We start from the raw sequence: 8,696 nt of genomic DNA, 5'->3' as shown, positions 1-8,696 counted from the left end.
GCATGTCGAAGAATCTTACGAGTAGTAAGTTCCGTATTTCGAACTTCGAATTTCGTTAAGCATAAAGCTTAAAGCATAAAATTTTAAGTAGTGAGTAATGAGTTCAGAGAAAACTTAGAACTTGTTACTCATAACTTAAAACTTATTTTAATATCCGTGTAAATTCACATTATCAGTTGGAAGTAAATCAACTTTTTTACCCATTTTTTTCTGAATGATTTTGAAATGATGCAAATCTTCTTCTGTAATCAAACTAATTGCTTTTCCATTTGCATTTGCACGACCTGTACGTCCAATTCGGTGCACATAATCTAAAGGTGAACGAGGTAATTCGTAATTAATTACAGTTGGCAAACCTTCGATATGAATTCCGCGTCCAATCAAATCTGTTGCAACCAAAACTTTAATATCACCTAGTTTAAAATCTTCCAAATTATCCATTCTAGCGCCTTGGGATTTTTTACTGTGAATCGCCATTGCAGAGATTTTATTCTTTTTTAATTTTTCGACCAAATTATCTGCAGTTCGTGTCGAAGAAACAAAAACCAAAACTTGTTCTAAGTTTTCAGATTTAATTAAATAACGTAAAAAAGGACCTTTTGTTTCGGCATCAACTTTATAAGCAACTTGTTCGATTTGTTCCAAATCAATTTCTTGTTTTTTGATTTCAACAACAATTGGATCAATACTTAATGTAGATTTTATTTCATCAATTTTATCATTCAAAGTTGCAGAAAATAGAATTGATTGTTTCTTTTTCGGAACACTTTTCAAAATTCGGTTCATCTCATCTCCAAATCCTAATTGGAACATTTTGTCTGCTTCGTCAATCACCAAATATTGCAATTGATCCAATGATAACGCATTATGATCCATTAAATCCAATAAACGACCAGGAGTTGCAATCAAAATTTCTGTTCCATACAAATTTTTCATCTGTGGATTAATCGAAGTTCCTCCATACACCGCTTGCGTTTGTACCTCACGGCGTAAAGCAGTTCGCAATCCTGCAAAAGTTTGTTCAATCTGAACCGCTAGTTCACGTGTTGGAACTAAAATTAACGCTTTTATGTTACGAGATTTTTCGTACGATTGATGTTGAATTTTTTGTAGCAAAGGCGCAACAAAACACAAGGTTTTTCCAGAACCAGTTTTTGCAATTCCCATCACATCTTTTCCTTTTAAAATAGATGGAATTGTTTCGGTCTGAATTTCAAAAGGTTTTAAAAATCCAAGTTTTGTAATTGCTTTTGATAAATATGGTGATAATCCTAAATTTTCGAATGACATAAATTGATATAAGACTGCAAAGGTAGAGATTAAATTTGAATGATATTTTAGGAATAATTACTCGTTTAATCATTTTTAATCGTGATGAAAATGAAAGTTTTAAAATCGTTTCTGAAATATTTCTAAAAATCTTTTTAGAAACAGTCAAATTATCGAAACAACGATTGAAAACAGAAATAATTTCGGTTTAAAACTTTATTAAAAGCTTTTTGCTTAATAAAACTATCGTTAACTTTGATTCTTATGAAAAAAGATCAGTCTAAGATAATTCGTGAGCAAGCGCCAAGATCTGCTACTCGCGAGCATTCGGTTCCATTATATTTAACATCAAGTTTTATTTTTGATAGCGCAGAGCAAGGACGTGCAATTTTTGCAGAAGAAGAGCAAGGTATGGTTTATTCACGTTATGCAAATCCAAATACAACAGAGTTTATTAATCGCGTTTGTGCTTTGGAAAAAGCAGATGCAGGTTTAGCTTTTGCTTCGGGAATGGCTGCTGTTTTTGCATCTTTTGCTTCGTATATAAAAAGTGGAGATCATATTGTATCGAGTCGTGCAATTTTTGGTTCTACACATCAATTAATTACGCAATTATTTCCGCGTTGGGGCGTAACTTATACATATGTAGAAACGCCAAATATCGAGGATTGGGAAAAAGCAATTCAATCAAATACAAAAATTGTTTTCTTAGAATCGCCTTCAAATCCTGGATTAGAATTATTTGATTTAGAAGCTTTGGCAAAATTGAAAGAAAAACATCCGAATGTTATTTTTGCAATTGACAATTGTTTCGCAACGCCATATTTACAACAACCTTTGCAATTTGGATTTGATTTATCTATTCATTCTGCAACAAAATATATGGACGGACAAGGTCGAGTTTTGGGTGGAGTAGTTGTAGGAAAAGAAGAATTAATCAATGAAATGATGTTTTTTATTCGTCATACAGGTCCGGCGATGTCGGCTTTTAATGCGTGGACAATTTCTAAAAGTTTAGAAACGTTGCCACTTCGTATGGATCGTCATTGCGAAAATGCGTTGGCGTTGGCAGAAGCTTTGGAAAATCATGCTGAAATTGCAGATGTGAAATATCCATTTTTACCATCGCATCCGCAATATGAGTTGGCGAAAAAACAAATGAAAGGCGGGGGTGGAATCGTAACATTTGAAGTGAAAGGAGGAAAAGAACGTGCTTTCAGATTTATTGATGCATTAGAAATGATTTTATATACGTCTAATTTAGGGGATTCGAGATCGATTGCAACGCATCCAGCAACTACAACTCACGCAAAATTATCAGATGCAGAACGTGCAGATTTGGGAATTATGCCAGGCTCTATTCGTTTATCAGTCGGTTTGGAGGATAAAGTGGATATTATCGAAGATATTTTGCAAGCGTTAGAAAAAACTAAGGTTTAATTAATTGATTAGTTGTTGATTAAATATAAATTTTAATAATTTATTCATTTCAGCACGGACTTTGCTTATTCTAAACGAAAGTTTAGAATATGAAGAAGTTTTTAATTTTTGGTTTTGCGTTGTTTACAATGTCAAGTTATGCGCAAAATAGACCAAATGATGGAAATAATAGAAATGTCGATGTTTTAATTGAAAGATCTGATTATTACGGAATATCAAGTAGTCAAAAAAATAAAATAATTGCTTAAAAAAAACAAGCAAGTAAAGATTTCGAAAGAGTTGGAAGAGATCGTAATTTATCTGGTTACGAAAAAGGTAGAAGAAAAAGAGAGATTTCTTACAATTTACAACGTGATATTGATAAAATCTTAAACGATAATCAACGTTATAAATGGTCAAATTCTCATCGTGACGATTATTACAAAGACCGAATTGATGATCGATTAGAGCGTTTAGAAGACGAATACGAAAGAGATATCAAGCGAATAGAACGTAATTATTCTCACGATAAAAATTTGATGAAACGTAAAAAAGAAATCAGAAAAGCAGAATATAAACGCGCGAAAGAGCGTTTGAAAAATGTGAAAGATTATTATTAAAATAAAAGGATCCAATAATTTATGGATCCTTTTATTTTTTATATTGATTTGATAAAATTTTCTACTTGTTCCTCTGGTGTTGTCCAAGAAGTGACTAATCTAATTGCAGAATTTTGTTCATCAATTTTTTGCCAAATATAAAACTCAAAATCTTGTTGTAGTTTTTCGATAATTGAATTTGGTAAAATAGGGAAAATTTGATTGGAAGATGGTTCTGTCAAAAAGTTGTGACCTTTTGCTGAAATAGCATTTGCTAATTTTTCTCCCATTTGATTGGCGTGTTTTCCCATCTCGAAAAATAAATCATCTCGAAACATTTCCGAAAATTGAATTCCTATCAAACGTCCTTTCGCTAACATTCCGCCTTTTTGCTTAATATGATAACGAAAATCTTCGTCCAATTTTAAATTATTTATCACAATTGCTTCACCTAAAAGTGCACCATTTTTAGTTCCACCAATGTAAAAAACATCTGCAAAATTTGCCATATCTTCTAAGTTTAAATCACATTTAGAAGAAGTTAAAGCAGAAGCTAAACGTGCGCCATCAACAAAAAGGTATAAATTATTTTCTTGGCAAAAATGATAAAGCTTTTGCAATTCCTTTTTTGAATAAACACTTCCAACTTCCGTAGAATTAGAAATATAAACCAATTTTGGCTTTACCATATGCTCGTCCGTATGTGTGGCAAGAATAATCGAAATTTGCTCAGGAGTTATTTTTCCATTATCCGTCGCAATGGTATTTATTTTATGTCCTGTTGCTTCTATCGCGCCCGTTTCGTGAACGGCAATATGCCCGCTTTCGGCTGCAACTACAGATTCGTGTGGTTTTAGAATAGAAGAAATTACAATTAAATTGGCTTGTGTTCCACCAGAAACAAAATGAATTGCTGAATCTTTTTTCAGTCTTTTTTTGATGAACTCTCTTGCTTCATTGCAAAATTCGTCTTCGCCGTAACCAATTGTTTGTTCTAAATTTGTATCGATTAATCGTTGCAAAATTGCTGGGTGAGCACCTTCGCTATAATCATTTTTAAAGCTATATTTTTTCAAAATTGAAATCTTAAATTTTGAGAATAAAAGTAGGAGTTTTCCTAATTCTTTCCTATTTTACTATCTATTTTTACCAATTATTTAAACTGAAGTTATGAAGATTTTAGTCGTAGAAGATGAAATAAAATTGCAAGAAACAATTGTTGAGTTTTTAGAAAAGGAAAAGATGATTGTCGAAACAGCAGATAATTATCAGCAAGCTTTGGATAAAATAATTTCGTTCGATTATGATTGCATTTTATTGGATATGATGTTACCAGACGGTGATGGAATGTCTTTGTTGAAGGAATTGAAGAATCTTCATAAAGAAACTTCGGTGATTATTTTGTCGGCGAAAGATTCGGTTGATGATAAAGTAGAAGGATTATTGGTTGGCGCGGATGATTATTTAGCGAAACCATTTCATTTTGCTGAATTATTGGCTCGAATTAAAGTTGCTTTGCGCAAAAATCTACAAAAAGGAGAGGATGTTTTGAGTTATAAAAATATTCAAATTTTTCCCGAAGATCGTTTGGTAAAAGTAAATAATATCGAACTGAAATTAAACAGAAAGGAATATGATTTGCTGTATTATTTTATGTTGAGACCCGAACGTGTTTTTCAGAAAACAACTTTAGCAGAAAGTGTTTGGGGAGATCATATTGAGCTATCTGATAATTTAGATTTTATTTATTCGCAAATAAAAAATCTAAGAAAAAAAATGAAAGAAGCAAATTCTGAAGCCGATTTACAAGCGGTTTATGGGATTGGTTATAAGTTGATTTAACATGAAAATATCACTAAAAAATTATACATTTCGTTACCTCACATTTTGGTTGCTTATCGTTATTGCGATTTGGGCATTTCTTTTTCATTCCTTGATTTTGGATGAAGTTTATGACAATGTAGATGACGGATTAAAGAATCAAAAAATTGAAATTATTCGAGAAGCTTATCGCGATCCGAATTTATTAAATACAACCGAATTTGGATTAAGTCAATTCAAAATTTCCAAAGTTGATCCAAGTAAATATGATGAAAGAAATCACTTTTCGAATGAGTTGGTTTACATGGGATACGATGATGATATGGAACCTTATCGTATATTGAGAACTGGTTTTTATGACAAAGAAAATCATCCGTATTCATTAGAAATAAGAACCTCAACAGTCGAAGAAGATGAATTGATTTATGATTTATCGATTTCTTTGATTGCGTTGTATGTTTTTATTTTGATTAGTATTTTATTGATTAATCATTTTGGATTGAAAAAAGCCTTCAAACCTTTTGGGCAAATTATTTCTCAATTAAGAAAATATGAAGTAGGAAATAACGAAAAACCAAAACTTGTCGAAACGAATGTGAAAGAATTTTCTTATTTGCAAAAAGAAATTGAGCGAATGATTAATCGAAATGATGAGGTTTTTAATTCACAAAAATTGTTCATCGAAAATGCTTCCCACGAATTGCAAACACCTTTGACAATTGCGCTAAACAAACTTGATTTGCTAATAGAAAATTCAGATTTAAAAGAAAAAGAGGTGATGAGTTTGGTAGAAACCAAGCAAACACTTTGGCGAATGGTGAATCTTAATAAATCGTTGTTAATGTTATCTCGAATCGAGAATAATCAATACAAAAATAATGTTGAAGTTAATTTTACAGCTTTGACAAAAGATTTGATCGAAGATTATGAAGAAATTTTAGAAGCAGAAGAAATTAAATTAGAAACGAATTTTAAGGCAGATTTTATTCTTGATTTTAATATCGATTTAGCGCGAATTTTAATTTCAAATTTGATTCGAAATGCGATCAAACATAATAATGATGAGAAAATTATTAAGATAGAAAGTGATTCAAATCAATTTATAATTTCGAATACAGGGAAAAACGCAACATTGGATTCGAATCTTATTTTTAGTCGTTTTTATAAACAAGGAACAAGTGATGGAAATAATGGCTTGGGGCTTTCGATTGTGGACACGATTATCAAAAATCAACAAAATTTGACGTTACGTTACAATTATGAGTTTCCTTTTCATCAATTTATTTTGAAAAAATAAATTATTCCCAAATCTTTCCTAATTCACTTTGCAACTTTGTCTTAATAATTATAAAATCAAACAAAATGAAAAAGTTTTTAAGTGTTATCATGTTAAGTGCAACGTTGATTTCTTTTGCTCAAGATAAAGCAATAAAATATAACCAAGTTCCAAAAATGGGACAGCAATTTATCAACAAATATTTTGGTGTAAAACAAGTTGGTTCTGTGATGTTGGACGACGATTATTTTTCGAAAGAATATAAAGTGTATTTGGCAAATGGAACAAAAGTAGAATTTGATGGAGACGGAGCTTGGAAAGAAGTCGATGGAAAACGAAATGCTATTCCAACAGGATTTATTCCAGCTAAAATTTCGAATTATGTGAAAAGAAGTTTTCCGAATACTACAATAACAAAAATTGAAAGAGACCGAAAAGAAATTGAAGTGAAATTGAACAATGGACTTGAATTAAAATTTGATAAAAACGGAAATTTTAAGAAAATTGATGATTAATAAATAAAATAAAAAACTCCAACTAAACTTTAGTTGGAGTTTTTTATTCTATTTATCTCGACTTTCTAACATTGGCACAAATTTGAAATCACCAAATTCGTAATGTTCAAATTGATCTTCTGATAATCTCATAATGACAATCATTCGTTGCGATTGTTCACCAACTGGAATCACCATTATTCCTCCAATATTCAATTGTTTTTTTAATTCTTCTGGAATTTCTGGCGCACCAGCCGTTACAATAATTTTATCAAAAGGAGCAAAAGAAGGTAAACCTTTGTAACCATCTCCATACGTTTGATAACGTGGCTCGAAATTGATTTTTTTCAACATGATTTTCGAGAAATCAAACAAATCTTTTTGTCTTTCAATCGTAAAAACTTCAACACCCAAAGCAACCAAAACAGCAGTTTGATAACCAGAACCAGTTCCGATTTCTAAGACTTTTTCATTAGGCTGAATGTCTAATAATTGTGTCTGAAAAGCAACTGTAAACGGATGCGAAATCGTTTGTCCAGCAGCAATCGGAAAAGCTTCGTCGCGATATGCGAATTCCGTAAATGCGCTGTCTAAAAATAAATGTCGTGGCACTAAATTAATAGCTTCCAATACGTTTTCATCTTCAATTCCTTTCGAGCGCAACAAATCAACCAACATTTTGCGTCGTCCTCTGTGTTTAAAATCGTCTACAGACATATTCCAAAATTTTTACAAAAATGCATTAAATACAACTTATTCTCATTAATTTTAACGGCAAAATCTACCAAATGTTAAAAGTAGGAGTGATCGGTGCTGGGCACCTTGGAAAAATCCATTTAAAGTTATTAAATCAATCGGAAAGATACGAATTAATTGGCTTCTTTGATTCTTTTGAAGAAAATGGAAAAAAAGTTGAAGCTGAATTTGGGTATAAATATTTTAGTTCGATGGACGAATTGATTGATGCTGTTGATGTTGTCGATATTGTGACACCAACGTTATCACATTATGAAGTGGCATTGAAAGTGATCGAAAAAAATAAACATTTTTTCATCGAAAAACCAGTTACGCATACCTTAGAAGAGGCAGATCATTTGTTGAAATTGACAAATGAAAAAGGTTTGAAAGCGCAAGTTGGACACGTAGAGCGTTTCAATCCTGCATTTACAGCGGCTGCACCTTTTATCGAAGAACCATTGTTTATTGAAACGCATCGTTTGGCAGAATTTAATCCGCGCGGTACAGATGTTCCTGTAGTTTTAGATTTGATGATTCATGATTTAGATGTGATTTTATCGATTGTAAAATCAGAAATTAAATCAATTCATTCGTCTGGAGTTTCGGTAATTAGTGATACACCTGATATTGCAAATGCTCGAATTGAGTTTGAAAATGGTTGTGTGGTGAATGTTTCGACAAGTAGAATGTCAATGAAAAATATGCGAAAAATGCGTGTTTTTCAACGAAATGCGTATATTTCAATTGATTTCTTGACGAAAAAGACTGAAATTATTAAAATGCACAAAGCGCCAGAAAATCCAAGTGAATTTGCGATGATTTTGGAAAACGATAAAGGAGATCGTAGAGAAATTTGTTTTGAACATCCAGAAATTTTACCAAATAATGCAATTTTGGATGAATTAGAAAGCTTTGCAGATTCTATTGTTAATAATTCACCAATTAAAGTTTCGTTACAAGATGGACGAAATGCATTGAAAGTTGCATTGGAGATTATTGCTTATTTTGAAAAAGAACAGCAAGTCATCAAAAATCAAACAATCGAGAAAGAATAAATCGATGTTAGATTTTAGAAGTTCG

9 protein-coding genes are annotated in these 8,696 nt (G+C 31.6%); 6 read left to right on the top strand and 3 right to left on the bottom strand.

The features are described from left to right. Window positions 1-147: 147 nt before the first annotated feature. Entirely contained in the window at window positions 148-1,290 is a 1,143-nt protein-coding gene (locus N5D03_RS07530) for a DEAD/DEAH box helicase (protein ID WP_114997763.1), read from the bottom strand. 243 nt (window positions 1,291-1,533) lie between these two features. Between N5D03_RS07530 and N5D03_RS07525 the strand changes: the two genes are divergently transcribed. After that, window positions 1,534-2,709, top strand: coding sequence for an aminotransferase class I/II-fold pyridoxal phosphate-dependent enzyme (locus N5D03_RS07525; RefSeq protein WP_114997760.1), 1,176 nt, complete (start codon window positions 1,534-1,536; stop codon window positions 2,707-2,709). A gap of 89 nt (window positions 2,710-2,798) precedes the next feature. Next, window positions 2,799-2,957 carry a hypothetical protein gene (locus N5D03_RS07520; protein WP_280051294.1) on the top strand — a complete coding sequence of 53 codons (159 nt, stop codon included), beginning with the start codon at window positions 2,799-2,801 and terminating at the stop codon, window positions 2,955-2,957. A 389-nt stretch (window positions 2,958-3,346) separates the two neighbouring features. Here the strand turns inward: N5D03_RS07520 and N5D03_RS07515 are convergent, their stop codons facing one another. After that, window positions 3,347-4,363: an aminotransferase class I/II-fold pyridoxal phosphate-dependent enzyme gene (locus N5D03_RS07515; RefSeq protein WP_280036984.1), complete on the bottom strand. Its 1,017-nt coding sequence runs from the start codon at window positions 4,361-4,363 to the stop codon at window positions 3,347-3,349. 94 nt (window positions 4,364-4,457) lie between these two features. Between N5D03_RS07515 and N5D03_RS07510 the strand changes: the two genes are divergently transcribed. The 3 genes from N5D03_RS07510 to N5D03_RS07500 all read left to right on the top strand — a co-directional run bounded on the left by N5D03_RS07510 (window position 4,458) and on the right by N5D03_RS07500 (window position 6,899). Further along, window positions 4,458-5,129, top strand: a complete 672-nt coding sequence (locus N5D03_RS07510) for a response regulator transcription factor (RefSeq protein ID WP_221854497.1) — start codon at window positions 4,458-4,460, stop codon at window positions 5,127-5,129. 1 nt (window position 5,130) lies between these two features. Further along, on the top strand, window positions 5,131-6,405 hold the full coding sequence (locus tag N5D03_RS07505; RefSeq protein WP_221854498.1) for a HAMP domain-containing sensor histidine kinase: 1,275 nt from the start codon (window positions 5,131-5,133) through the stop codon (window positions 6,403-6,405). Window positions 6,406-6,470: 65 nt separating this feature from the next. After that, window positions 6,471-6,899 (top strand): PepSY-like domain-containing protein, encoded by a 429-nt coding sequence (locus N5D03_RS07500; protein ID WP_114997745.1) that lies wholly within the window; start codon window positions 6,471-6,473, stop codon window positions 6,897-6,899. A 48-nt stretch (window positions 6,900-6,947) separates the two neighbouring features. On the opposite strand, the gene N5D03_RS07495 is transcribed toward N5D03_RS07500, so the two are convergent. Then, window positions 6,948-7,595: a protein-L-isoaspartate(D-aspartate) O-methyltransferase gene (locus N5D03_RS07495; protein WP_038332579.1), complete on the bottom strand. Its 648-nt coding sequence runs from the start codon at window positions 7,593-7,595 to the stop codon at window positions 6,948-6,950. 71 nt (window positions 7,596-7,666) lie between these two features. Here N5D03_RS07495 and N5D03_RS07490 point away from each other — a divergent pair, with 71 nt between their 5' ends. Beyond that, window positions 7,667-8,671, top strand: a complete 1,005-nt coding sequence (locus N5D03_RS07490; RefSeq protein ID WP_114997742.1) for a Gfo/Idh/MocA family oxidoreductase — start codon at window positions 7,667-7,669, stop codon at window positions 8,669-8,671. The last annotated feature ends 25 nt before the right edge of the window (window positions 8,672-8,696 follow it).

It is taken from the genome of Empedobacter sp. GD03861, assembly GCF_029840885.1.
GTDB classification, from domain to species: domain Bacteria; phylum Bacteroidota; class Bacteroidia; order Flavobacteriales; family Weeksellaceae; genus Empedobacter; species Empedobacter falsenii_B.
This window is presented reverse-complemented; position numbering and strand designations above follow the sequence as displayed.